General features: G+C 39.5%; 20 protein-coding genes. 9 read left to right on the top strand and 11 right to left on the bottom strand.

Going from position 1 to position 23656, the window contains the following annotated elements; translation table 11 throughout:
• The first annotated feature begins 125 nt into the window (after positions 1–125).
• Positions 126–1670: a gluconokinase gene (gene gntK / locus GXK58_RS14575; protein ID WP_160723879.1), complete on the top strand. Its 1545-nt coding sequence runs from the start codon at positions 126–128 to the stop codon at positions 1668–1670.
• 46 nt (positions 1671–1716) lie between these two features.
• Here the strand turns inward: gntK and gnd are convergent, their stop codons facing one another.
• On the bottom strand, positions 1717–2613 hold the full coding sequence (gnd, locus tag GXK58_RS14570) for a phosphogluconate dehydrogenase (NAD(+)-dependent, decarboxylating) (protein ID WP_160723878.1): 897 nt from the start codon (positions 2611–2613) through the stop codon (positions 1717–1719).
• Positions 2614–2761: 148 nt separating this feature from the next.
• On the opposite strand from gnd, the gene GXK58_RS14565 reads away from it, so the two are divergent.
• Positions 2762–3607, top strand: coding sequence for a MurR/RpiR family transcriptional regulator (locus tag GXK58_RS14565; RefSeq protein ID WP_160723877.1), 846 nt, complete (start codon positions 2762–2764; stop codon positions 3605–3607).
• A gap of 63 nt (positions 3608–3670) precedes the next feature.
• Here GXK58_RS14565 and GXK58_RS14560 read toward each other — a convergent pair whose 3' ends face one another.
• The 3 genes from GXK58_RS14560 to yfkAB form a co-directional block, all read right to left on the bottom strand.
• Positions 3671–5002: a GntT/GntP/DsdX family permease gene (locus tag GXK58_RS14560; protein ID WP_160723876.1), complete on the bottom strand. Its 1332-nt coding sequence runs from the start codon at positions 5000–5002 to the stop codon at positions 3671–3673.
• Positions 5003–5226: 224 nt separating this feature from the next.
• Positions 5227–5457 (bottom strand): hypothetical protein, encoded by a 231-nt coding sequence (locus tag GXK58_RS14555; RefSeq protein ID WP_160723875.1) that lies wholly within the window; start codon positions 5455–5457, stop codon positions 5227–5229.
• A 63-nt stretch (positions 5458–5520) separates the two neighbouring features.
• Complete coding sequence (gene yfkAB, locus GXK58_RS14550; RefSeq protein WP_160723874.1) at positions 5521–6645, bottom strand: radical SAM/CxCxxxxC motif protein YfkAB; 1125 nt, start codon at positions 6643–6645, stop codon at positions 5521–5523.
• Positions 6646–6845: 200 nt separating this feature from the next.
• Between yfkAB and GXK58_RS14545 the strand changes: the two genes are divergently transcribed.
• Positions 6846–7646, top strand: coding sequence for a formate/nitrite transporter family protein (locus tag GXK58_RS14545; protein WP_160723873.1), 801 nt, complete (start codon positions 6846–6848; stop codon positions 7644–7646).
• Positions 7647–7774: 128 nt separating this feature from the next.
• Here GXK58_RS14545 and recQ read toward each other — a convergent pair whose 3' ends face one another.
• The 3 genes from recQ to GXK58_RS14530 all read right to left on the bottom strand — a co-directional run bounded on the left by recQ (position 7775) and on the right by GXK58_RS14530 (position 13282).
• Positions 7775–9904, bottom strand: a complete 2130-nt coding sequence (recQ, locus tag GXK58_RS14540; protein WP_160723872.1) for a DNA helicase RecQ — start codon at positions 9902–9904, stop codon at positions 7775–7777.
• Positions 9905–10081: 177 nt separating this feature from the next.
• Positions 10082–11593 (bottom strand): glycine betaine uptake BCCT transporter, encoded by a 1512-nt coding sequence (locus GXK58_RS14535; RefSeq protein WP_160723871.1) that lies wholly within the window; start codon positions 11591–11593, stop codon positions 10082–10084.
• Between the two features lie 534 nt (positions 11594–12127).
• Positions 12128–13282 (bottom strand): thiolase family protein, encoded by a 1155-nt coding sequence (locus GXK58_RS14530; RefSeq protein ID WP_160723870.1) that lies wholly within the window; start codon positions 13280–13282, stop codon positions 12128–12130.
• Positions 13283–13527: 245 nt separating this feature from the next.
• Between GXK58_RS14530 and GXK58_RS14525 the strand changes: the two genes are divergently transcribed.
• Together GXK58_RS14525 and GXK58_RS14520 are read left to right on the top strand one after the other, a co-directional pair.
• Positions 13528–14490 carry a D-2-hydroxyacid dehydrogenase gene (locus GXK58_RS14525; RefSeq protein WP_160723869.1) on the top strand — a complete coding sequence of 321 codons (963 nt, stop codon included), beginning with the start codon at positions 13528–13530 and terminating at the stop codon, positions 14488–14490.
• 166 nt (positions 14491–14656) lie between these two features.
• Positions 14657–16084 (top strand): c-type cytochrome, encoded by a 1428-nt coding sequence (locus tag GXK58_RS14520; protein ID WP_160723868.1) that lies wholly within the window; start codon positions 14657–14659, stop codon positions 16082–16084.
• 56 nt (positions 16085–16140) lie between these two features.
• Here GXK58_RS14520 and GXK58_RS14515 read toward each other — a convergent pair whose 3' ends face one another.
• Complete coding sequence (locus GXK58_RS14515) at positions 16141–18894, bottom strand: dynamin family protein (RefSeq protein ID WP_160723867.1); 2754 nt, start codon at positions 18892–18894, stop codon at positions 16141–16143.
• Between the two features lie 306 nt (positions 18895–19200).
• On the opposite strand from GXK58_RS14515, the gene GXK58_RS14510 reads away from it, so the two are divergent.
• Positions 19201–19722: a hypothetical protein gene (locus GXK58_RS14510; protein ID WP_160723866.1), complete on the top strand. Its 522-nt coding sequence runs from the start codon at positions 19201–19203 to the stop codon at positions 19720–19722.
• The gene (locus GXK58_RS14505; protein ID WP_237389678.1) at positions 19706–19984 is read left to right on the top strand and encodes a zinc ribbon domain-containing protein; all 279 of its coding nucleotides are present in this window, start codon (positions 19706–19708) and stop codon (positions 19982–19984) included. Before GXK58_RS14510 ends, GXK58_RS14505 begins: the two co-directional genes overlap by 17 nt.
• 102 nt (positions 19985–20086) lie before the next feature.
• On the opposite strand, the gene GXK58_RS14500 is transcribed toward GXK58_RS14505, so the two are convergent.
• From GXK58_RS14500 to GXK58_RS14490, 3 genes are all read right to left on the bottom strand, one after another.
• A complete protein-coding gene (locus GXK58_RS14500) occupies positions 20087–20809 on the bottom strand; it encodes an amino acid ABC transporter ATP-binding protein (protein WP_160723865.1) in 723 nt (240 codons plus the stop codon).
• Positions 20806–21462, bottom strand: coding sequence for an amino acid ABC transporter permease (locus tag GXK58_RS14495; protein ID WP_160723864.1), 657 nt, complete (start codon positions 21460–21462; stop codon positions 20806–20808). The genes GXK58_RS14500 and GXK58_RS14495 overlap by 4 nt, the downstream gene beginning before the upstream one ends.
• A gap of 89 nt (positions 21463–21551) precedes the next feature.
• Positions 21552–22358: a basic amino acid ABC transporter substrate-binding protein gene (locus GXK58_RS14490; RefSeq protein WP_160723863.1), complete on the bottom strand. Its 807-nt coding sequence runs from the start codon at positions 22356–22358 to the stop codon at positions 21552–21554.
• 434 nt (positions 22359–22792) lie between these two features.
• Here GXK58_RS14490 and GXK58_RS27560 point away from each other — a divergent pair, with 434 nt between their 5' ends.
• On the top strand, positions 22793–23164 hold the full coding sequence (locus tag GXK58_RS27560; RefSeq protein ID WP_160723862.1) for a PspA/IM30 family protein: 372 nt from the start codon (positions 22793–22795) through the stop codon (positions 23162–23164).
• Between the two features lie 175 nt (positions 23165–23339).
• Positions 23340–23477 carry a hypothetical protein gene (locus tag GXK58_RS27025; protein WP_202171368.1) on the top strand — a complete coding sequence of 46 codons (138 nt, stop codon included), beginning with the start codon at positions 23340–23342 and terminating at the stop codon, positions 23475–23477.
• The last annotated feature ends 179 nt before the right edge of the window (positions 23478–23656 follow it).

The following is a 23656-nucleotide window of genomic DNA, read 5'->3' as shown; positions in this document are numbered from 1 at the left end:
AATAAGTGATCATTTCAGGTACAATTATTATATAAGAAATATTTTTTCATATCATATAATATTAGAAGAATTTTTTTTCGCCTCACTAAAAAGTCTTCTAATCCAAATTGAAGGAGATTTGTCTAATGGATAACGTATCTTACTATCTTGGCGTTGATATCGGAACAACAAGTACAAAAGCAGTCCTTTTTAAAGACAAGGGAACAGTCATTAGTATGCATCATGTGGAATATCCACTCTATAGTCCAACCCCATCGATCGCTGAACAAGACCCTGAAGAAATTTTCCGTGCAGTGCTTGAAACGATCAAAACTGCGATTACCAAGGGAGAAATCGATACTAGTAAGATTAAATTAGTTTCTTTCAGCTCCGCTATGCATAGTGTAATCGCAATGAGCGCCCAAGATAAACCGCTTACTCGCTGTATAACTTGGGCTGACAGCCGTGCCACTTCATGGGCTGAAACCATAAAAAATGAACTAAATGGGCTTGCGATTTATAGAAGAACGGGAACTCCTGTGCATCCCATGTCACCCCTTTGTAAAATTGCCTGGCTGCAGCACGACGAACCGGAACTCTTTAATATGACCAGTAAATTTATCGGGATAAAAGAGTACATCTTCTTCAAATTATTTGGAGAATATGTGATTGACTACTCAATTGCGTCCGCCACTGGTATGTTTAACCTTGAGCAGCTCACTTGGGATGCAGAAGCCTTACAAGTTGCTGGAATTACTGGTGATAAACTGTCCGAACCGGTTCCGACTACACATTATTTAACAGGCTTAAAAGAAGAATATATCACAGAGCTTGGTTTATCTGCTGAAACACCATTTGTCGTTGGGGCAAGTGATGGAGTTCTTTCCAATTTAGGCGTGAATGCTATTGACCCTGGTGTAGTTGCTGTAACCATTGGGACAAGTGGTGCGATTCGGACCGTCACAGACCGGCCGGTTACAGATCCTAAAGGAAGAATCTTTTGCTATGCACTGACGGAGAATCATTGGGTAGTTGGCGGCCCTGTTAACAATGGCGGTATGACTTTCCGCTGGGTTCGTGATCAATTGGCCTCCTCTGAGGTGGAAACTGCCAAGCGTCTAGGGATTGATCCATATGAAGTATTAACCAAGATTGCCTCAAGAGTAAAACCAGGTGCGGATGGCCTTATTTTCCACCCTTATCTGGCCGGCGAACGGGCGCCGCTTTGGAATGCCCATGCAAGAGGCTCCTTCTTTGGTCTTGGACTTCATCACAAAAAAGAACATATGATTCGGGCCGTTCTTGAAGGGGTAATTCTCAATTTATATTCCGTCTTACTAGCCCTTCAGGAAGTTATTGGTGTTCCAACAAAGATTCAAGCTACCGGCGGTTTCGCCCGTTCTGAATTATGGCGTCAAATGATGGCTGATATTTTCAACCAGGAGGTTGTAGTCCCGGAAAGCTTTGAAAGCTCTTGTTTGGGTGCAATTGTACTTGGGATGTATGCCTTAGGGGAAATTGAGGATTTCTCAATCATGTCAGAATTGGTTGGTTCTACACATGCCCATCAGCCGATAGAAGAAAATGTAAAAATATATGAGGATCTAACACCAATCTACATCCGCGTCTCACGCCGATTAGAGGAAGAATATACGTTTATTACGCAGTTCCAGGAAAAATGGGTTAAATAATGAGAGAAAAAAGCATCCGCAATCTATCGGATGCTTTTTCTCATTATTATTTACCTTCTACTGCATGCCCGCCGAATTCATTTCTTAACGCAGCAACTACCTTACCTGTGAATGTATCTTCTTCAAGTGAGCGATATCGCATCATAAGAGATAAAGCTGTTACAGGCATCGCTGTTTGAAGTTCGAGTGCTGTTTCCACCGTCCATTTACCTTCTCCGGAAGAATGCATAATGCCTTTAATCGAATCCAGTTTAGGATCCTTCGAAAAGGCGTTTTCTGTCAATTCCATCAGCCAAGAGCGGATAACAGAACCATTATTCCAAACCCGGGCAACTTTTTCATAATCAAAATCAAAATGACTTTTTTCTAGCACTTCAAATCCTTCAGCGATTGCCTGCATCATCCCATACTCTATTCCATTGTGGATCATTTTCAAGAAATGGCCGCTGCCGATCTGACCTGTATACAGATAACCTTTTTCCACATTTATATCACAAAAAATGGGTTCTATCGTTTGGAAAGCTTCTGGATCGCCGCCAACCATCATGCAGGCACCTTCCCTTGCACCAGCCATACCACCGCTCGTACCAGCATCAAAGAAATAAATTCCCTTCTCAGCAAGTTCCTTACCTCTTCGAATGGAGTCTTTATAGTGTGAATTTCCTCCATCAATAACAATATCGCCCTCTGACAACAGCTCCTTGAGATCCTCAACTACTTGTTCAGTGATAGGTCCTGATGGAACCATGACCCACACGACTTTGGGAGCTGATAGCCTGTTAACAAGTTCTGAAATGGATCCCGCGCCAACTGCCCCTTCCCCACTAATTTTATTAACAGCTTCTTTATTTACATCAAACGCAATTACATTATGTTTATTATCCATTAAGTTCAGTGCTAGATTATACCCCATTTTACCTAATCCAATTAAGCCGATTTCCATGAGAAAAAACCTCCGAAATAAATTTTATTGCTTATGTATATTATATGAAAAATTTTTTCTTAAATCAAATAATCTTTGAAAAAATATTTTTTCAGATAATTTCGTGTTATACTAAAGATGGATATTTTATAGAGAGGACATCATTCATATGGCGCAAAACTGTTTAGGAAAAATCCGATCTTATTATGCACGGCTTAGCGAAAAAGAAAGAAAAGTCGCGGATTATATATTGAAGAATCCTGAAAAAATTATTCATAACACCATTAATGAAGTAGCAGAGGATCTGCAAGTAGCAGATGCAACTGTTTTTCGCTTTTGTAAGCGGATTGGCTTTAAAGGCTATCAAGCGATGAAAATTGCCTTGGCTTCGGAGATTATTGAACCCATTCAACAGATTCATGAGGAAATTAGTGTAAATGATAATGAAAAAACTGTTGCCGACAAGATTTTTCATTCAAATATCAGAACCTTAGAAAACACCTTGCAAATACTTGATGGCGCTTCCATTGAAAAAGCGGTAGGATTACTAATGAAGGCCAATCGAGTAGAGTTTTATGGAACAGGCGGCTCTAGTGTGGTAGCTATGGATGCTTTCCATAAATTTGTACGCACAGGAATTAAAGCGTTTGCATTTATTGACTCCCATTTTCAGCTAATGTCGGCTTCACAATTAGGAGAAAATGATGTTGCCATTGTTATTTCTCATTCTGGGACGAATAAAGACACAATTAATATTTTAAAAACGGCTAAGAAAAATGGGGCGAAAACAATTGGAATCACCAGCTATCCAAAATCTCCAATCTGTCAACACTCTGATGTAGCGCTATATACAAGTTCAGAAGAGACGGAATACCGTTCCGAGGCTCTTTCTTCTAGAATTGCACAATTAAGCATAATTGACGCACTTTATGTCAATATAATGGTCCTTAATAACGAGAAAGCAAAACGCTCACTTGGTAAAGTGAGAGAAGCAATCGCACAAACAAGAATATAACTTGTTGGTAATTTCTTAAACGACAAAAAGGGGATGACCTATAGATTTAGGCCATCCCTTTTTTTATACAAAAATATTAAGAATAAGTGCACCTGCAAACGCAACGAAGGAAAGAATCGTTTCTAGTACAGTCCATGTTTTAAATGTTTCCTGAATGGACAATCCTAAATATTCTTTTACCATCCAGAAACCGGCATCGTTAACATGGGAGAACATTAATGAACCTGCTCCAGTAGCAATAACAAGTAACTCTAAGTTTACCCCCGACATATTAGCCACGATTGGCGCAACAATACCAGCGGCAGTCGTTAAAGCTACAGTTGCTGAACCAGTTGCAATACGGATTAAGCCAGCAATCAAGAAAGCTAGTACTAATGGAGATAAAGACATCCCTTCAGACATAGACGCAATGACCTTCGCCACCCCGCTATCAATCAGGATCTGCTTAAATCCACCGCCTGCACCGATAATTAAAAGAATAGATCCAACCGGTAAAATACATTCCTCTGTAAACTTCTTAATTTTGTTCTTATCAATCCCTTGACGGAATCCTAAGAAATAAAAGGCAAAGAAACAAGAAATTAATAATGCAATGATCGGACTGCCAATAAACACTAGAAGCTTTTCAAATCCTGCTGGAACAGGTAAATATGGTGCCGCTGTCCCTAAGACCATTAAAATGACTGGCATTAAGATCGTTAGGAATGAGATTCCTGCTCCTGGCAATGACTTATTTTTCATTTCGTCATCAATTCGTACTAGTTCTGGTTCGCCAACTGGTACGACACGCTTGTTAATAAATTTGGCAAATAACGGTCCGCCAAGAATACCGGCAGGAATGGCAATGATTAAAGAATAAAGTAAAACCTTTCCAAGATTAGCGCCATAAAGTCCAATCGCAGCGATTGCACCTGGATGCGGGGGAACTAATCCGTGAACAATGGATAAACCTGCAATCCCCGGCAGACCAATTAGTAAAATATTTTGTTTAGAAGCTTTTTGAATCGAAATAACCAGTGGTAATAAAATTAGGATTCCAACTTCAAAGAAGACTGGGATTCCAATAACAAACCCTGATAAGAACATAGCCCAAGGCAGTCCCTTTTCTCCAATGACTTTGATAAAGAAATTAGCGATCTGTAACCCTGCACCTGATTCAGATAGCATTTTCCCTAAAATGGTCCCTAATGCTAAAATACCGACTAAGTGTCCTAATGTACCGCCGACACCCGTTTCGTAAGCGGAAACAATTTTATCTAAACTTAATCCTGACATAACAGCCAAGAACAAACCGGCAACTGTTAAACTAATAAACGCATGCCACTTAAACAATGAAACTCCTAATATAACAATAACAATAGAAACAAGTGTAACTAGTAATAAATAGGCATCCATTAAACTGCCACCCCTCTGTGTAGTAAACATTTTTTGAAATTACTATGAAAGCACTTCCAACAAATATGATTATACGAAAAAATATTTCTTTTTTCAATATCTTTGTTTAAAAAATTTTTATTTTTTAATAGCTAGTGAAAATTTATTTCAAATTTTAGGGATCTTTAAAGATATAAGCCATGACAATGTTCCAAAATGATAGACGGGCGCGAGGCCCCGTCTATCTATTCTCCAATATTGTTTTCAAACCATTCCTGAAGTTCCTGCAAAGAGGTAAAGGTAAAGATCTCTTCACCATTCTGCCCATTGTCGATTCCTGCATTTCCTCTTAAAGTAATTTGTCCCTCATCCTCGGATACAAGGATTGCATAGGGATGATTGACATTGATATATCTTGAATCAAAATCCGTATCGAGCCAGTTTTTACTTTTTAAAAAGGTATCAATATAATCCATTTCTTTCCCTCCTGTCTTCTTTATTGTTCCAATCTGCAAAAAAAAGAGACATATGATTGCCTCTTAAAATTTTTTATTAATCCTATTTTTAAGTGTGCTAAAATCTACTTCTTGATAATAACTGTTTTTTACTAATATATTTGGACCTAAACATGACACTGCCGGGCAATGACAACTTAATTCTTTTGCTAAAGAGGAAGAACTCCATGTTTCATAGGCAGTTGATAAGTCGGTCGTTTGGATATTACCTAACGGCGGCGTATCCCCAAAGTCCGTTACGATAATGTCTCCAGTAAATATGTTTACATTTAAGCGGGAACGGCCATCAGGATCGTTTCTAACGGTCACATTTTTACTATCATATAATCTTTGTAAGAGATCTAGATCCTCCCGGTGACTGTTGCAGGCATAAAAAGGTAAAGTCCCAAACAGCATCCACACCTTTTCATCACGAATATCCAATAAACGATGAATCGCTTTTCTTAACTCATCTAGGGAAAGTGTCTCCAGATTGCTTGCGAAATCACTCGGGTACATAGGATGTACCTCATGCCGCTGACATAACATTTCATCAACAATTTGGCGATGGATGGTTTCTAAGTGCGGCAGTGTCCGCTTGTTTAACATGGTTTCCGCCGAAACCATAATTCCTGCTTTCACCAGTTCACGGCTGTTTTCTATCATTCTCGTAAAATAGGCTTCCCGTTGTTGGACATCAGGCTTTTTTTCCATCCTCGCAAATCCGCCCTCGACGAAATCATCCACAGTGCCCCAGTTATGTGAAATATGTAAGACATCTAAATAAGGGACAATTAATTCATAACGTCCTAATTCTAAGGTTAAATTAGAATTAATTTGGGTGCGGACCCCGCGCTCGTGTGCGTACTTTAAAAGCGGAATAACATAATTTTTCACAGAGGATAAGGAAAGCATTGGTTCCCCGCCTGTAATACTTAATGAACGAAGGGATGGAATTTCATCTAATCTCTTTAATAACAGCTCAAGCGGCAGTCCTGCCGGATCCTTTGTCTGTAGTGTATATCCCACCGCACAGTGTTCACAGCGCATATTACAAAGCGTAGTGGTAGTGAATTCAATATTTGATAGCAGCGGTTTCCCATACTCCTCGATGTCTAAATAAGCTTCCCATGGATCGTATTGGGGGGTGATTCTTTTTCTAGTTATCATAAAAACTCCTTAATAAATCAGTCTTTAAACCTTTTTATTATAGCTGATTTTTAGACAAATGGGTTGTTTTAACTGTTACAAAAGTTTATGTAGGGCAATATGTGTATATTCAAGGAATATAGTCCAAAATTATACATATCTCGACCCTTTTCGTTTACAATATACAGATAATATTAAACGTGAGAATGGTGGTTATTTTTATGGAGATGCAACCTTTAAGAGAGGCGGAAAAGCTCGCTTTAAAAAAAATTAAGATTTTTCGCCAAAGTATCCTTCGCTATCTGCTTCGGGCCATGCTGGCAAGTATGTTTATCGGCTTTGGTGTTATTGTAGCCTTTAAGACTGGAAATTTCTTCTACGCTGAAGAATCACCGTTTACCTATCCAATGGCAGCTCTTACTTTTGGTGCAGCGATTATTTTAATCGCATATGGCGGGGGCGACTTATTTACTGGAAATACATTCTATTATACCTATGCTGCAATACGTAAGAAAATGGCCTGGATAGATGTGGTAAAACTATGGATTTGCAGCTATTTCGGTAATATCCTCGGAGCAGCCGTGTTTGCATTTATTATCTTTACTACTGGGCTATTCGAATCCTCGACTGTTAACGGCTTTCTACTGCATGTTGTAGAATTAAAAATGCAGGTTCCGACAACGCAATTATTTTTCCGTGCCATCCTTTGTAACTGGCTTGTTTGTATGGCCTTTTTCCTCCCAATGGGGTTAAAAGGGGACGGACCAAAAATGTTTGCAATGATGCTATTTGTATTTTGTTTCTTCATTTCCGGATATGAACATAGTATCGCAAATATGTGTACGTTTGCTATCGCCTTGGTATTAAACCATCCGGGCACCATTTCATGGGGCGGGGTCATCCATAATTTAGTTCCTGTCACGATTGGAAACTTAATTGGCGGTGCTGTTTTTATGGCAATGATGTATTACTACGCTAATAAGCCATTCTTAGCCGAGTATGATCAAGAACAAGGGGAATAATAAGTCTCCTGTTTGACGTTCGACAAATTCCCGGGAAATATCGCAAGAAAAGTTGGCTATCGACAATTGAATCAATTTCCAATTAAAAAGGCTGGCAGCAGGAGAAATTTCCTTTGCCAGCCTTTCTTTTATTTATTTTTACTCAAAAAATAAACGTACGCCTTAATCATAAAATAGCTTACCTCTTCTGGTAAAAGTTCCTTAATCGGTTTTAATCGGCTTCTTCCCGCTTCTGCTACAGCTTGTTCTAATAAAGACAGATATTCTTCTTGAATCAATTCGGTAAACTTCACCTCTAACCCTTGCTGTGCACATTGGATGATATGTTCCTCCACTGTATTAAGAGATAGCTCCCGTTTTTCAGCGATGTCCTCTAGCGAATGATTCTGTTTATAAAGTGCATATGTTTCTAAATGGGAATCACGTAACGCCTTTTTGGCTGCCTTTTTTGGTGGTTCCGATACGGGTGTAACTTCACTCTTGTATTCTGGATGTTCCACAAGAAATGCCCGAATGGCTTGGATAAACTCCAAGCCATATTTTTGAAGTTTGTGCTCGCCTACTCCGCTCACCTGGATAAATTCTTCATTTGATTTCGGTTGTTTGGCACACATATCTTTTAGGGCAGCATCTGAAAAAATGACAAATGGCGGCACCTGTTCCGATTCTGCAATCCGCCTGCGAACTTCCCGCAAAGCTTCAAACATCGGGTCGTTTTTCGATACCTGTTTGACTTGGACCCCTTCTCTTCGATACACCTGCTGTTTCCCTAGGAGGACATCTTTGCCCTTCGGTGCAACAAAAATGGTCGGAAATTGTCCCTGCTCAATCGCTATTAATTCTTGTGAGATGAGGAATTCTATAAAATCCCCTACTTCTTTTACGCTCTGATTTTTCAAGATTCCATACGTGGACAGCTGATCAAAGTGCAGCTCTGTGACTTTTTTATTCCTTGATCCAGTTAGAACTTGAGCGGTCAAATTTTTCCCAAATCGCTGACCCATTCGAATGATACAAGACATCACCATTTGTGCCTCTTGGGTCACATCGATTCTAGTCCTCGAATCGAGGCAGTTCCCGCATCTCCCACAATTCTCTGTTTCGGTTTCACCAAAATATCTTAAGGTGAATTCCTGAAGACAGCTCTCCGTATGACAATAATCCGCCATTTGCTGCAGCTTTTCTAACTCTTGAGTCATTCTGCTTCGATCACTGGATTGATCAATAAGGAAACGCTGAACTTGGACATCATGCGGGGAGTATAGCAAAATACATTCGCTTTTTAATCCATCCCGTCCGGCACGCCCTGCTTCTTGATAATAGCTTTCCATATTTTTTGGCATTTGAAAGTGAACAACATAGCGGATATTGGATTTATCGATACCCATGCCAAACGCGGAGGTTGCAACCATCACAGATGCCTTATCTTCTAAAAACCGTTCCTGTTCCCGGGCACGGTCAACATCACCCATTCCGGCATGATAACGGGCCACGTTAATTTTTTCCTTGCGGAGTCTTTCGTAAAGCTGATCGACATTTTTTCTTGTCGCCGCGTAAATAATTCCTGCTTCTTGGTCATTCTCTTTAAGATAATGAAGAAGAAATTTAAGACGGTCCTGGCCTTTTATCACAGAAAAGGAGAGGTTTTCACGTTCAAATCCAGTAATGATACTATTCGTTTCGTCAATTTGAAGAGAAAGACAAATGTCCTCACGAACCCTTGGTGTGGCTGTTGCGGTCAAGGCAAGCACAATCGGCTTCTTTGTCAGACTATTAACCATCTGCCGAATATGACGATAGCTTGGGCGAAAATCATGTCCCCACTGGGAAATACAATGCGCTTCATCTACCGCCACTAATGGAATTTCCATCTGTTTTAGGTCCTCAATAAACTCAAACGATTCCAGCCTTTCAGGCGCTATGTACAATAGCTTGTATTTCCCCTCTTTAGCTTCGTTGATTCTCTTATTTGCTTCTGAGTAAGTCAATGAGCTATTTATGAATGCAGCTGGGATTCCTGCTTGGATGAGGGTGTCTACTTGGTCCTTCATTAAGGAAATCAATGGGGATATAACAATCGTGGTACCTGGAAGAACGAGGGCTGGAATCTGATAACAAATTGATTTACCACCGCCTGTTGGCATGACACAAATAGTATTCTGGCTGGATAATACAGACCGGATGGCCTGTTCCTGCCCATTTCTGAAGGAACTGTAGCCGAAATGGATTTTTAACAGGGAAAGTGCTTGTTCAAACAAAATAAAACTTCCTCTCTATTAATTAGTTTGGGTACTGATTATATTATACTGCTTAAAGTTGAGTATCGCTTTATCTATTTAATTGCCAGAGAATGAATTTAATAGGTTCCCTGGCAATTAAATACAGAACAGTAAAAAAGCATATTTGTCAACCTATAGTTGACAAATATGCTTTCTTTAGGCACCTCTCCTTTGGGGTTCTACTAGCTTATGTTCTTTTATTTCCTTATTCAGCTCTTTAACCAAACTTATTGTCATTAATGCCATTATGAATGAAAATGGAAGGGCAGCAATAATCATTGTGTTTTGCAGAGCTTGTAGTCCACCTGAATATAATAGGACGAGAGCTATGGCTGTAAGCAGCACACCCCAAATTATTTTTATGCGGCTGCTTGGGTTTGGGGATCCATTGGTTGTCATCATCCCCAGGACATACGTACCTGAATCAGCTGATGTAATAAAGAAAGTACCAATAAGAATGATTGCTAGAATCGAAACAAACGTACTCATTGGATAATTTTCAAACACACCAAAAAGTGATTCTTCGGTCGCTAACTTCGAAATAGTGGCAATCCCTTCGTGTTCAAGCCACATGGCGGAGCCTCCAAAAACGGAGAACCAGATAAATCCGATGAGGGAAGGAGCGAGTAAAACATATGTCACAAATTCGCGGATGGTTCGGCCTTTTGATACTCGGGCAATAAAAATTCCTACAAATGGAGACCAGGCAATCCACCATGCCCAATAAAATATGGTCCATCCATTGATCCAGCTACGATTTGCTTCACTAAGTGGAGCAATGCGGAAACTCATTCTAACTAGGTTTTGTAGATAAGTTCCCAGTGTATCTGTAAATAAATTTAACGTAAACAGTGTTGGACCAAATAGGAACATTAATAGAAAAAGTACAAAAGCAAGAATCATGTTAGCATTGCTAAGGATTTTGATCCCTTTTCCTAATCCTGATAATGCTGAAATCATAAATAAGACCGTAACAACAAGTATAATAAGGAATTGACTGATAATATTGGAAGGTATATCAAATAAATATGATAATCCCCCATTAATTTGTACCGCACCAAATCCTAGTGTAGTCGCGACACCAATAACAGTTGCAATAACAGCAATTACATCAATGGCTTTCCCAACAAGCCCATTTGCCTTTTTTCCAATTATCGGCTTTAATGTCGCACTAATTAATCCCCTCTCACCTTTTCTAAAGGTAAAGTATGCTAAACATAGAGCTACGATTCCATAGATTGCCCATGCGTGAATGCCCCAATGAAAGAAGGTAAATCTCATTGCATCCTTTATCCCTTGATCCGTACCCGTTTCACCTGTTGGCGAACTGATTACATAGTGGCTTATTGGTTCAGCCGTACCATAGAACACCAGTCCGATTCCCATTCCCGCACTAAAGAGCATCGCAAGCCAGGTTGGTCGTGAAAACTCAGGCTTGTCCTCCTGTTTCCCAAGTTTTATTCGACCAATCGGGCTTACTAATAAATACAAACAAACACCAACAAACATCGTCACAACAATTAAGTAGTACCAGCCAAATGTATCTGTAATATAAGCTTGCAAACTACTAGTCACACTTTCAAGTTTTGTAGGTATAACAATTCCTACAAGAACAAGAAGTAGTAGTATAGCTAAAGAAACGTAAAAAACACCTGAATTCTTTCTCATAATAAATTTAAAACTCCCATCTTTGAATTATTCGCAGAGGGCTTTTACTTCGATTGGAGAACATATTAGAACATGCAAAACCAATTAAATGGAGTATTTTTTTTCTGAAGTAATAGTAACTAACCCTTAAAGAATCGCGTTAATAAAATACCTTAACTAAAATTATTATCACTTAGTTATTATTCCTCATCAAAACTAAGCAGATTTGAACTATCTTCCTCTGCTGACCTAACAAAGGAAGGTTTATGTATAGTTCTTTTCAAGCTTTTGTGGGATATTGTTGTTTGTGTTCATTGTCTATTTTGTTGTGTTGACGTGCTTTACAGATGCATACTTATAGCGGATTTTATTAGAGGGTACTATATATAGTATATCTAAATATGTATTCACTGTAAAATCATACACCTATTTAAAGTGGTGTTACATAAGATTGATTATTAGAAAAAAGTTCGGTTTGGTTGTTCCGAACTTTTTTCCCCGCTAACTAGATTAATTATTAAGATACTTAGAATTTATTTTCTGATCCTAATTCTGTTAGAGTCGTTCAATGATGGTCGCATTGGCCATTCCATGTCCTTCACACATAGTTTGCAGTCCGTATCTTCCGCCTGTCCGCTCAAGCTCGTGCATCATCGTCACCATTAATCTCGCTCCGCTCGCTCCTAGTGGATGGCCTAGCGCAATCGCACCGCCATTCGGATTTAGCTTGGCTGGATCCGCTCCTGTTTCCTTCAGCCACGCTAGTGTTACCGAAGCAAAAGCCTCATTAACCTCGAATACATCAATATCTTCGATGGAGAGACCAGATTTTTCTAAGGCCTTTGCAGTTGCAGGAATTGGTCCTGTAAGCATCAAGGTTGGATCCGACCCGACGACTACACGTGTATGGACTCGAAAGCGCGGTTTCAAACCAAGCTCCTCCGCTTTTTCCCGAGCCATCAGTAAAACGGCCGCAGCGCCGTCACTTATCTGGCTGGAATTCCCGGCATGAATGACGCCATCCTCCTTAAAAGAAGGACGGAGACCGGCCAATGTTTGGAGAGTTGATCCTTTTCTAGGGCCAGAATCATCATTCATCACTGCTTTTGATCCGTCTGGCAGGGTGACTTCAATCGAAAAAATCTCTCTTGCAAAATATCCTTCTCCCTGCGCTTTTAGAGCTTTTTGATGGCTCTCTAAAGAAAATTGGTCAAGCTCAGTGCGGGTAAATCCATATTTTTCAGCAATCCGCTCTGCAGAAAGTCCCTGATGAATCATTTCATACTTTGACCGTAAAGCCGCACTAAATGGCTCTTCAGCGCCTTTGTAGTTAGACCCCATTGGCACGCGTGACATGCTTTCAACTCCCCCGGCAATCACCACATCCATGTCGCCGGAAAGGATTGCTTGGGACGCAAAATGAACAGCTTGCTGACTGGAACCACATTGCCGGTCGATGGTTGTTCCTGGTACCTCGATTGGAAATCCAGCGATTAATGCAGCTACCCGCGCTATATCGCCAGCCTGTTCTCCTGATTGTGTCACACATCCCAAAATGACATCATCAATTATAGCTGGGTTGATACCCGCCCTGTTAACGAGCTCTTTTAGGGTCAGCCCTGCCAAATCATCCGGCCTGATATCCTTTAACACCCCATTTTTCCTTCCTACAGGTGTACGAACGCCTTCTACAATGACAACTTCACGCATCAGCAATTCCCCCAGATCCTAAAATTTTAACAAGAATTATTGGTAAATGACTTCCAACCTTCTCCAAATTATTTATCTGTGAATTCAAGATTTACTAGTGGAATTTTATTACAGATTTTATACATTCATTTTATCAAAGAAACCAATAATTCAGAATACTTTAACGGTTTTTATATAACTTTATTCATTTGAACACCTAGATACGTTATGATTACTTTATATCAACTAAAAGGCGGGAGAGTTATATGAGCAATCGAAAAATAGTTATTACACAAAACCTTAAGCAAGAATACATAGAAAAAATTAAAAATATTGTCCCTGAGTGGGATGTCATCGCCAGCAAAGATCAGGCCGTCTGGCAGAAGCACGCTAAAGATGCTGAAATCGTCGCCGGGTGGAAATCACTTCTAGAAGATTATTGCCTTGGTGATGAGTCCAGCCTTAAATGGCTGCAAACCTGGAGTGCCGGAGTAGATTCACTCCCGCTGGAGCGATTACAAGCTAAAGGGACGATTTTAACAAGCGCCAATGGAGTACATGCCTACCCGATCTCTGAAACTATTTTCGCATTAATGCTGGGACTAACAAGAAAAATTCATACCTATGTAAAAAATCAACAAACAAAGACATGGGACCATGCCCACCTCAGCCTAGAGATCCACGAAAAGACCATCGGAGTGATTGGCGTTGGAGAAATCGGTAAAGAAACAGCTAAGATTGCCAAGGCATTTGGTATGACGGTTCTTGGGGTCAGACACTCTGGAAGAACTACTGAATTTGTCGACGAGATGTATACCCCAGATCAGTTAGACCAGGTCCTCCCTAAATGTGATTATGTCGTGGTAACACTGCCGCATACAAAAGATACGCACCACTTATTTGGTAAAGAACAATTTAAATTAATGAAGACAACCGCCTTTTTTATTAATATTGGCCGGGGAGAAGTGGTTGTGGAAGAAGAACTTATTAAAGCTCTGCAAGAAGGCACAATTGCCGGTGCAGGTCTGGACGTCTTCGAAATAGAACCGCTCAGCAGCGAGAGTCCCCTGTGGGAAATGGAAAATGTCATTATTACCCCGCACACCTCAGGAGCAACCGAGCAATATAATAAACGGGTGATTGAAAACATCCTAATCCCTAATTTAAAGACATATACAGCAGGAAAGACACCGGACATTAATCTAGTTAATTATGAAAAAGGATATTAATGGATGGCTCCTCTTCAACTAGCAAGAATTTGCAGATTAGACCCAATGAACTTGTGTCAAAACTTTGAAACTATATTCCACGTTCATTAATTCTTCACACCGGTTTTCTCCTTATAGTTAAGTTATTTATTATATTTAACTTAACCCTATACTAGGAGGAAGACGTATGAAGAAGTTATGGACAGCTTTTCTCTTGACGGCCTTAATTACGAGTGGATGCGCTTCAAACGCCGCCAAAGAAAAGGAAAATACAAAGGCTGAAAAAATAGAGACTGCAGCAAGTTTTGACGAAAAACTCGCTGGAGGACAGCTAGGCAGTGAAACCATTGCCTTTGTTGGTGCCGGAACAGCAAACAAATTATGGGTTATTGATGGTAAATTCCATAAACTTGTTTCAACTATTGATGCAGGCGGCCCCTTTAACGAAAGAACCAATAAAGATTATTATCCAAATTTAAATGACACCCATGCAATTGCTTTTACCAAAGATTTTAAAACTCTCTTCACTGGTGATTGGTATAATTACGATGAACCATCTTATGTAATTGCCCTTGACCCGATTACAATGAGAGAGAAATGGAGACTTCCTGCAGGAAAAGGTGCACACCATATTGCCCTTTCGCCTGATGACAAGTATCTATATGTCGCAAACCAGCATGATGGGACTCTTTCGATCATTGATATAGCTGCTAGAAAGAAAATCAAAGACCTGCAAACAGGAAAAGGTACCTGCTACTTGAGCCCTACCATGTATTGGGATGGCAAAGCAATTGATACCCAATATATGTTTCTAAGTATCGAGAGCGAAAACAAGATTGAAGCAATAGATATGAAGACAAATGAAATTGTGAAAAACATTCCGGTTGGCGGCATGGTGCATGGAACCAACCTGACTCCAGATGGCAAATATGTTTGGGCTGCAGTAATGGGCGCTAAAAAAGTAGCCGTTATTGATCCGAAGACTCTTGAAGTTACCGGCGAAATTAAATTTAAGGAGGGCCCTATTCATATCGCTTTTAGCCCGGACAGCAAATATGGTTACGTAACAACAGGCGGAAATCAAATTTATAAAATTAATGTAAAAACTCATAAAATCGAATGGAGTTCAACAGGTACAACCGTTCCTGCGCATGTGGGAGTAACTCCTGATGGGAAAGAGCTTTGGACGCTAAACCATGGTATGGATGAGCGTTATCCATATACACTTGGCGGCGCAGCTGTTAGCGGCGTTCAGGTCTGGGATGCAGAAACAGGCAAATTAATTACAGAAATTGTGGCCGATGGTGTTCCACATGAAATTCAATTTGTTCCTTACAGCGTGTTCACACCAGAAAGTTCAGCAACAGAAGATTCATCACATGGAAATCATGATACCATATCAGCGGCAGAAGAGATTTTCAACAATACATGTATGAGCTGCCATGGCAGTGACCTAAAAGGTGGAGCGGGTCCAGATATTTCAGCTGTTGGCAGTAAATACAGTGAGGAAGACATTCTTAAGATTGTGAAAGACGGCAAAGGTATGATGCCAAGTAATCTGCTTTCTGAAGAAGATTCAGAGAAAATCGCCAAATGGCTATCTGAGAAGAAGTAATATCTTAACAAAAAAACATTCCGGTTCAAAAGACCGGAATGTTTTTTTGTACCTATTTAATAGACAGTTTCCATCCCTTTTCCTGCTACGGTCATCCATTCAAATTGACGGAGTCTTACCCCGAATAATGTTAATGGGTCGCGGAACATTTCCGGATTGGTATTCATCTTGTTAAGCAGTTCCTGATTTGACTCAATTCCTGACTTAGCCTCATCAACTGCAGTGGTTAAATTCCTTAATGGACTCTTGAAGAATAAGGTTACATCCCGCTCTAGAGATTTTTCAAACAACTCAAACGGCTGGAAAAATTGCTTACTAACTTCTTCAATCGTTTCAGCGTAATCCTCATTCTCTACAAAAGCTTTATACTTGTTATAAAGCATTGCTTTATTTTGTGATATGGCGCCAAACAGTTTTCCGGCGCTCTTTAATAAAAATTGCGACGGAGTCCGGCGAAGCAGAATATTGACATTTTCCAGCTGGAATCTAGTCGTCATCCGGTCTATATCACGAAGCCAATCATCGAGCACCTTGAAATCACAAACAAGTGCAAGATGTTCTTCCCCATACATTTGGTTAAAACCGTCACCCATTTCAGTTAAAAATTCCTGTGCCTGGTCAAACTCTTCTTTGCTATAACCTATCCACTCCTGCAGTGAACTATAAAACTTAGGCAAAACCGTTTGTTCCAAGTAATCTTGTAATTTCCGATTCATTGCATCGTTGAGTTCAAGATGAATTTTACTAAAATCACTATTTTCATTGATAAGCGCGGAGCATTCTTTTAACATGGCAGGAACCTTTTCATTGATATCCTTTTGGATGGTTCCCCTAATTGCTCGGTAGGATTTAAGAATGGCTTTTGTCTTTTGTACTTCTGTATCCTTTAGCTGATTTACAGCACCATTTAGTTTCGTATGCATTTCTTCATTCCAGCGGATCGATTCTACCAATTGGTTTTCCACATCAATCCGTTTTTGCAGAAGGCTTGCAATCGTTGTTCTAATAAAGTACAACAACTTAGCCAGCCGTTTATCCTCTAGGTTTCTCTTAATTTTTATGGATTGGATGAGCTCCTCTATCTCTTTCAACTGTTGACCGCTCTCGTATTGAGATGAGAAGGCAAATACGTTTGCATCCGGTAATAGATCATGGATTCTGGATTTAGTTTCCTGATATATTCTAACCGCTTCCTGCTCACCGGCAATTGTATCCATTTTGCTCAACAGAAAATGTACAGGCATATCAGGTGCTAACTCCTGAAGTTGTACTAAAATTCCTCGTTCTTTATCTGTAAACGGAGCATTCCCATCAAGCACAAAAAGAACAGCGTCGGCAACTTGAAGGTTTTTCAACACTTCATAACGGTCATTGTGATTTCCCTTTAACCCAGGAGTGTCAATAAAGGCCACTTTATTTTTTTGCAGGAACCCGTTTGGCAAACGGTATTCAATAATGGTTTCTAACGCATGACGGCGTCGGTCCATCCGCTCCTGAAACTCAGAAAACCCATCTAAACTAGTGATTTCTCGATCATTGATTTCAGTAATTTCCTCTTCTTCCGCGTCTTTAAACATAACGATTGAAGAAGTTGGGCTGTCCTGGAGTTCTTCGCCAAGAAGCGTGTTGACAAAAGTAGATTTTCCACTTCCAGTTAAACCAGTAATTAGCAGGTTCTGTCTATCAAAATCCACTAATTGTTCTACCAGCCATTTATAGCGGTTGCTCGATCCCATATCATGATCTTCTGCCCATTCGATAATGGTGTCAAATAATGCCAAGCTCTCCTCGAGTTCGTCCATGTCAGTCCCTGTGAAACTAATCAACTTTTCCGCATCAGATACGATGGATTGACTCATGGTTGCCGGAAACAGTTCGTTCCAAGAAAGTACAGCAGCAGATGCCAACACGACGTTTCGGTTATCCGCAAGGCAAAGCCAATTGGTCAACAAGTCCGGGATAAATTCTTGCAGCATCTTAATAAAATATCTGCCTTCAATTAAACTAAAATAGGCATTTTTATGTAGCCTTGAAAGCTCCTGCCAATCGTCTTCTCTCTCCAATTCTAGGTGTAATAAGAGATGATTGATTTCTCTTATCCAAGTAAAATAGGATTCCTCATGTTCGTAACTTTTCCACAAGGATGAAACAAGCTGCTCAAACCTTTTCTTGTCTAAGGTAAACAATAAGGTTAAAGCATTGGTAAAATAACTTGGTGAATGGCCCTTGGTAACTCCCTTGTCTATATACGTGTTCAGCACCTCAAACCAGTTTAAATCCTCAGACCTTATAGCTTCAGAAACAGCTAATTCAACTGCATGATTCCAATCTTGTTCCTCTTCAAAAAAGGTGCGAGCGATTTGAGTAACATTCGGATATTCTGGATTAATCGCGATTGTTTTTTTAATTGTAGAAATGGCTGCATCCTTTTTACCGCGCTCAATATACAATGAGAATAATCTTAAAGCAACTTCCGTATTTAATGTGGAGTTATCAGTTAAGATAGCGGTATAAATATCCTCTGCTGTTGACAGCAGACCTAGTTCATAATAGGCATCGGCTGTATTTTTCTTTGCCCAAGGCTCAAGTTCATCGGTGATGTTTTCCCATTTAAAGATGGCCGCCTCATAATCTTTATGATGGAAATAAACTTCCCCTTGAGAAAAGCGTATGGATGATAGGTTTGGGAGATCCTTGTTTGCCTCTTCCTGAAACGCTTCGCCGAGAACGCGAATCGGATGAATATTTTCATGCTCATTGATGAACATTTTATAATACGTCTTTTCTTTTAGCTGTTCTTCCAGCGTCATATTCTTCCCCTCCAATTACAGCACTCTATGTCATAGATATGGAAAAAGATCATAATTATTCCATATACTATTCGACGGTTGTATGGATTTTAAGTCCCAATTATATCGATTCTAACAAAGGAACTTTTTAAAATGATGTCAGTTGTATTTCATTTTGGAGACAAAAGCCTACTTATTATTCAGAATTGTTTACAGACAAATTATAGCACCATTCCAACCAGTAAAGAATAGATATGAACCATCTTACTCCCTTCTCAGAATAATAAAGTATAATGGACTATAAAAAGCCTAAAGGGGAAAGTAGATTTGGATAAGGATCAATCCGATTTTTTAATAGGTAAAATAGAACAAGCTACTTCCATTGCCTATGAGATCCATAAACTAGACATCGTAGATGGTATGCTTCCCAAATTCCATCAATGGACTAATGGCAAACGAACGTTGGCCGCTTATGAGGTGTTCCGTCCAGACAGTGAAACTGGTTATTTTTTTATATTTATTGACTGGCATCGTAATGACAACTTTTATTTAGTTATTTATGCACATAATAAGTCTACGACCTGCGCGGAAATACGACAAATAGAAGAGCTAGAGGATGGACCACATTTTGTCTGGTCATACAAACCATTAAAGCGCGACGGGAAAAATGATCAAAGAAAGGCTTATTTTAAGCAGATATTTGGGTCTAACACTATTCATATTAAACTGCCTTCAGCTCCAGCAGAAGTGGAACGCTTTCTTACACAGTTGTTTAAGTTATGCCAAAACCGGATTAGAGCAGATAAAATTACGGAAGTTTTTGATTTTCAAAATGGAAGAGAGGTATAGTTATGAGAACCTAAAAAGCTGTCAAAGCTGTGGAATGCCTTTAGCCAAAGATGAATTGGGCGGGGGAACAGAAAAGAATGGGACAAAAAGCATTACATATTGCAGTCATTGTTACAAAGATGGTGAGTTTACTCTTCCCGAATTAACTATGGAAGAAATGAAGGATAGAGTAAAAGAGAAAATAGTTGAATTTGGAATGCTTAAATTTATTGCTGGAATGTTTACAAGAAATATTCATAAGCTCGAAAGATGGAAGAGATGACTTTATATCGCTCTTCCTATCTTTTAAATTTGATGTTTTTCCGAAAACCTCATCATTTGACAAAAAAATAGGAGGCCCTTTGTCAGCCCCCCCCATTCTTACCTATAACACTTTACTTAAAAACGCCTTCGTCCGTTCCTCTTGTGGGTTATCAAACAGTTCACTTGGTACCTTCTCTTCCACAACCAAGCCGCCGTCCATAAAAATGACCCGGTCGCCTACCTCTCTTGCAAATCCCATCTCATGGGTAACGACCACCATCGTCATGCCCTCTTTAGCAAGCTCCTTCATAACTTCTAAAACCTCGCCAACCATTTCTGGATCAAGGGCGGAGGTTGGCTCATCAAAAAGCATGATTTTTGGTTCCATTGCCAATGCCCTCGCGATGGCTACCCGCTGCTTTTGCCCGCCTGACAAAGAATCCGGATAAGCATCTGCTTTATCAGCTAATCCTACTTTTCTTAAAAGCTCCAGTCCTTTTGCTTTTGCCTTTTCAGCAGGAATTTTCCTTACCTTCATTGGTGCCATTACGATATTCTCAATCACCGTTTTGTGTGGAAAAAGGTTGAATTGTTGGAACACCATGCCTACTTCCGTACGAATTTTATTAATATCCGTCTTTTTATCCGTTAGATCAACGCCTTCGATCAGAATATGGCCGCCTGTGATGGTTTCCAGCATATTAATGCAGCGAAGAAACGTTGACTTTCCAGACCCGGAAGGCCCAATTACAACTACCACCTCTTGTGGTTTTACCGTTACATTAATGTCCTTAAGGACCTCATTTGTTCCAAATGACTTTTTTAAATTCTTTACCTCGATCATTCAGTTGCAAACCTCCTTTCAAGCTTTCCTAATAGGAAGTTAAGAGTTAAAGTCAATACAAGATAGATAGCTGCTGCAGATAGATATGGTTCCCATGGACGCATATATTCGCCCTGCATAGCTCGTCCCCAATACATTAACTCTGGTGCGGCGACCAAGGCTGCAAGAGAGGAATCTTTAATTAAGACGATAAATTCATTCCCTAATGGCGGAATCATTCGCTTAAAGGCTTGGGGCAGAATGACAAATCGCATAGCTTGACCATGCGTCATCCCCAGTGAGCGAGCAGCTTCCATTTGCCCCTTATCAATCGACTGAATCCCGGCACGGAAGATTTCTGCGACATAGGCTGCGGAGTTTAAAGATAAAGCTAAGATCGCAGCAACAATTGCATTGGTTGTCCCAAGAAATGCTGGTACAACAGCAAAGTGTATTAATAAGATTTGCACCATTAATGGTGTACCGCGGAAAAAGTTAATATACCATCTAAACGGCAGAGAATACAGCTTGTTACGCATCATTTTTCCTAATCCAATGAATAAACCAAGGATGGTACCAAGTATAATACTTGCCAGTGAAAAGCCTATTGTTAATAACGTCCCTTTTAAAAGGAGCGGTGCATACTGTATAATAATATCCCACCTAAAATCCATTCCGATCCCCCGCCTAGTATGTGAGTTGTATAAAACTAAAAATTGCGTAACTGCCTATTATTATAGAAGTTACGCAATTTAAATCGTGATTATTGTTGGTCTTTTAATGTTTGAATGTCAGGTTCAGCACCAAACCACTTCTTATAGATCTTTGCATATGTTCCATTGTCAATAACTGCCTTAACTGCCTTGTCTAGGTCACCTTTTAACTTACTGCCTTTTGGTAACAATAAACCATAAAATTCACTTTCAAATGCGCCATCGTCTTCGATGAATTCAAAATTGTCTTTTGGATTATTCTTAACATACAATTCAACAACAGAGTTGTCCGCTACAACTGCGTCTACTCCTCCATTTTTTAATTCAAGGATTGCTAGGTTGTTATTTTCAAATTTTTTAAGGTTTGGATTATTTTTTCCAAATAACTTTTCTACTGCGGCCTGACCTGTCGTGCCATTCTGTACAGCAATCTTTTTACCTTCTAAATCTTTTGCACTCTTAATCGTGCTGCCTTTTGGTACTAGAATTTCATTTTGTGATTTGAAATAAGGTACGGTAAAGTCATAAGATTCTTGACGTTCTGGTGTGATGGTAATGGAAGATACTGCGAAATCAGCCGTCTTCTTTTCAATCTCAACAAAAATCGGATCCCAGCCAACATGCTCAATGTTTACATTGTAACCAGCTTCCTCGGCCACTGCGTTAACAAAATCCACATCGAAACCAACAATTTTACCTTTCTCTTGGTATTCGAATGGTGCATAGGCTGCATCGGTCACGACTCTAAGTGTTTTCTTCCCGCTGCCTTCCGTACTAGACTTACTACTTCCACAAGCTGATAGCAGAAGGAGTAACCCTACAACCATAAGGGTTGTAACTAGTTTAAATTTTTTCATGTTTCAGACCTCCTATTATTTATATATATAAGATAATTTTACAAGATTTATAATTTTTAAACTATAAATGATTATAACTTGTTTTGTGTTTTTATTCAATATTTTATTTTCTTACTATATTAATACGTTAATAGACTAAAATAAACTATATAATATAGATGTTTTATCTTTAATAACCAGATAAATAGGGCTTTATTTAATAATAATCACTAGAACATCCTTCCAGCTCTAATAGGATAAAAGCAAGTGGAAACGTTATTTTTACGCCCACATAATTTCCAATATTATGTAAAGTATAAGTTTTTTATAGATGTTTCTAAGACAGACACAGATCATTTTTCCCAGGCACACTCTCCTCAATAGGCATTCGCCGTTACACGCCATATGAGTCTACATATTCTATAGCGTACTATCACATAAGGAGAGATGCCTAAATGAATCCCTACGGTTATTATCAAGTTCCACAAGTTCCTGTGGAGTATTCTGCCCAAGTTCCACAAATTCCAACGGAGTATCATACCTATGCTCCAGTAGATGAATATCATTCATATGTTCCAACAGAACCAGTTCATTCCCATGGACTGTATGACCAATACGACCCATATGACCCGGACAGACAACCACAGCAGCTAGAACGCCGAGTGAATCAGCTTGAAAGGCAAAATGAGCGGCAAGAAAGAGAAATCAACCAGCTCCAGCGGGATGTAAACCAATTGCAACGACGGCTCCAACGAGTGAATCAACGGCTTAGAGCAGTTGAAAATCGTTTTAACTTTCCATTTACACCATTTGATGGTGGATACTAAATCTCGAATTCAAGAACCGGTCTTTGGCCGGTTTTTTTCATTGGTTAGAAATTCTTTCAAACACAATCCCCGCTTAAGAAAATATCCTGTCAGCCTTTCTAACAACTTCACTGACAAGAACAGAAAAATCAGTTAATTTTTGTATATAAACTTATTATCGAAGGGGAGAAGTCAAATGAATCAAAAATACGAAATTAAATTAGCGATGCAAATCTTACAATTAGATAAATTACGTGATGAATTATATGAAGAACTCATGAAAACAATGGGTTCTAAAGGTCACGAGTTATTGAGAAAATTACAAAATACCTAGATTTTAAAGGAGGGAAAGACGTTGACAACCCACTTACGAAGAGGTCTGGAACGACTTAGACTATTTTATATTAATAAATTAGAAAAGTCTGATTTTAATTATTCCTCTGCGGAGCTTCAATCACTCACAATCAGCGATTTGGAGATTCTTTATAAGAAGTCAATGCCCTCTAAAAAATA

Source organism: Bacillus sp. USDA818B3_A, assembly GCF_009928415.1.
Lineage (GTDB): Bacteria > Bacillota > Bacilli > Bacillales > Cytobacillaceae > Neobacillus.
Note: the sequence above shows the minus strand (reverse complement) of the source record. Positions and strands in the feature narration are given on the sequence as shown.

Excerpts from the sequence above, each read along its gene's own strand:
- gntK (WP_160723879.1), top strand. The coding sequence starts at position 126 with ATGGATAACGTATCTTACTATCTTGGCGTTGATATCGGAACAACAAGT.
- gnd (WP_160723878.1), bottom strand. The coding sequence starts at position 2,613 with ATGGAAATCGGCTTAATTGGATTAGGTAAAATGGGGTATAATCTAGCA.
- GXK58_RS14565 (WP_160723877.1), top strand. The coding sequence starts at position 2,762 with ATGGCGCAAAACTGTTTAGGAAAAATCCGATCTTATTATGCACGGCTT.
- GXK58_RS14560 (WP_160723876.1), bottom strand. The coding sequence starts at position 5,002 with ATGGATGCCTATTTATTACTAGTTACACTTGTTTCTATTGTTATTGTT.
- GXK58_RS14555 (WP_160723875.1), bottom strand. The coding sequence starts at position 5,457 with ATGGATTATATTGATACCTTTTTAAAAAGTAAAAACTGGCTCGATACG.
- yfkAB (WP_160723874.1), bottom strand. The coding sequence starts at position 6,645 with ATGATAACTAGAAAAAGAATCACCCCCCAATACGATCCATGGGAAGCT.
- GXK58_RS14545 (WP_160723873.1), top strand. The coding sequence starts at position 6,846 with ATGGAGATGCAACCTTTAAGAGAGGCGGAAAAGCTCGCTTTAAAAAAA.
- GXK58_RS14535 (WP_160723871.1), bottom strand. The coding sequence starts at position 11,593 with ATGAGAAAGAATTCAGGTGTTTTTTACGTTTCTTTAGCTATACTACTA.
- GXK58_RS14530 (WP_160723870.1), bottom strand. The coding sequence starts at position 13,282 with ATGCGTGAAGTTGTCATTGTAGAAGGCGTTCGTACACCTGTAGGAAGG.
- GXK58_RS14525 (WP_160723869.1), top strand. The coding sequence starts at position 13,528 with ATGAGCAATCGAAAAATAGTTATTACACAAAACCTTAAGCAAGAATAC.
- GXK58_RS14520 (WP_160723868.1), top strand. The coding sequence starts at position 14,657 with ATGAAGAAGTTATGGACAGCTTTTCTCTTGACGGCCTTAATTACGAGT.
- GXK58_RS14515 (WP_160723867.1), bottom strand. The coding sequence starts at position 18,894 with ATGACGCTGGAAGAACAGCTAAAAGAAAAGACGTATTATAAAATGTTC.
- GXK58_RS14505 (WP_237389678.1), top strand. The coding sequence starts at position 19,706 with ATGGAAGAGAGGTATAGTTATGAGAACCTAAAAAGCTGTCAAAGCTGT.
- GXK58_RS14500 (WP_160723865.1), bottom strand. The coding sequence starts at position 20,809 with ATGATCGAGGTAAAGAATTTAAAAAAGTCATTTGGAACAAATGAGGTC.
- GXK58_RS14495 (WP_160723864.1), bottom strand. The coding sequence starts at position 21,462 with ATGGATTTTAGGTGGGATATTATTATACAGTATGCACCGCTCCTTTTA.
- GXK58_RS14490 (WP_160723863.1), bottom strand. The coding sequence starts at position 22,358 with ATGAAAAAATTTAAACTAGTTACAACCCTTATGGTTGTAGGGTTACTC.
- GXK58_RS27560 (WP_160723862.1), top strand. The coding sequence starts at position 22,793 with ATGAATCCCTACGGTTATTATCAAGTTCCACAAGTTCCTGTGGAGTAT.
- GXK58_RS27025 (WP_202171368.1), top strand. The coding sequence starts at position 23,340 with ATGAATCAAAAATACGAAATTAAATTAGCGATGCAAATCTTACAATTA.